At 37.7% G+C, this 1841-nt stretch carries 1 protein-coding gene; it reads right to left on the reverse strand.

All coding sequences use genetic code 11. The annotated features are described in order from the left end of the window. Window positions 1-299: 299 nt before the first annotated feature. Window positions 300-1613, reverse strand: coding sequence for an IS1380 family transposase (locus P9687_RS17090; protein ID WP_168986133.1), 1314 nt, complete (start codon window positions 1611-1613; stop codon window positions 300-302). Window positions 1614-1841: the final 228 nt, after the last annotated feature.

The raw sequence follows: 1841 nt of genomic DNA on the forward strand, positions 1-1841 counted from the left end.
ATGATTTTTCTTTTGCCGTTTTTTTGAGTGCTTTTAAGATTGACGAACCTTTTTCAAACAGCTGTCTAATAATATCTGTTATTTGAACTAATAAATCCTGAATTATTCATACCTGCGGGCGATGTTGTAAATTGAAGCAGAAAACCTTCATTTGTTTCTTCGTTGCCAAAGATTTAAAGCTGTTTTTTTCAATTTGATAAAGTCTGGCCTTTCAGTTCCAATAAATTACCGTTTTTGGGCAGACTAATCCCTTGGTCTGCCAATTAAATTTTTTTGAAGTTAATAACAGTATTGCTGGCTTATTCAAGTTGTAGGTATTGAATTTTCCGAAGTACCGCCCAAAAGAATTCCTGGTACACAAAACTAGAGGACAATTTAAAGTAAAAGGATCGTCCTGATTTTACTAATTTACTGGCCACTTTTATGATTCTTGTCCGAATCGTTTCAATTTGCATCGTCTGTTGCCCCTCTGGAAAGCAAAGGGTTCGCAGCCAATTCGTTAGATTATAAGCTAACAGGCTCAACATCATCTTCGCTTCATTCATTTGGAAAGCATGACTGCTCATTTTATCGAGGCCGAAGCCATTCTTGGCTTCTTTGATATAGTTTTCCATTGTTCCACGTTTTTTGTACGCTTTAACAATATCCTGCGGGGAGAATGCAGCAATGTTCGTTACAAAAAATGAATGCGTGAAAAATAATTCTCCAGCAGGACGGACAGACTGAATGATCACTTTTCTCGGCTTGGACCATGACTTTGCTTGATACTCGCTTTCCTCGTAATAACATTCTAATTTCGTTGTATCAGTCGGTGTAGAGGCAGGATGCAGCTCATCGGCGAGACGTTGCAAATTGGCATTTGACTTTAAACGAATCACGTAATAGACCGATTGTTCTTCACATAGTTCATACAAAGCTGGGACAGCAAAACCACTGTCTCCCCGTAAGAATGGGAGGGTTTCGGGAAATTTCTCGTTATAATGTTCAATAAGAGGTTTCACAAAGTCCACAACCCCATTCGAAGTATACACATTTCCCGGTCTCAGCCGGGCTTTAAGGAAATCACCCATTATACCGTCGAAAGCAACTAATGGATGGAAACCGACTGTACCATAATGTGAATTGTAAGCTGCGGATTCTTGCTTTCCGTACGTGTCAGCGTGTGTTGAATCCAAGTCTATGATAAGAGCCTTTGGCTCTCTGAATTGATGTACTTTGTCTAAAAGTTCCTGATTGGCTTGATTTAATTGAGCGATCGATTCAGCATCAAATCGTGAAAAAAAGCGAGATAAACTAGGCTGGGAAGCTAATGCATCTTTCCCCACGACTTTTGTAAAAACCGGGTCATTTGTCAATTGATCGGCTGCGTCATCTTCGAAATACCCGGCTATGATTTGATAAATCTTTTGGCGGAGTAAATCTTCATTCGAATGGATAAAGTAATGTCGTTCGTCTTTTAAATGAAGAAATCGAGCGATTGTTTTTGAAAAACCTATTTTCTCATCGAACTCTCTAAAGATGAGTTCCCCTGTATCAGAGGAAAGAGAACCTCCATCATTTGACAATTTAATTTGACGATTGAAATCTAGCGTTATTTGCGGTAAAGTAGCCATTATAAGAATCCTTTCTGATGGTTATTTCGTAGTTGCTTTAACCTTATCAGAAATGGATTCTTTTTGCATTTATTTGATGCATGAACAACTTAGGTTAATTCCATGGTAGATTAACGTTTGTAGATTATTTTGGTATTTCTATGAATAATTCAGGTAAATAATGATTTTTCATGGCTGTGTAGTTTTGGCTATTGGCATGTTCTATATTGTAACGATTATTTTTTTGTT

The sequence above is a fragment of the Weizmannia sp. CD-2023 genome (assembly GCF_036225245.1).
Lineage (GTDB): Bacteria > Bacillota > Bacilli > Bacillales > Bacillaceae_C > Weizmannia > Weizmannia faecalis.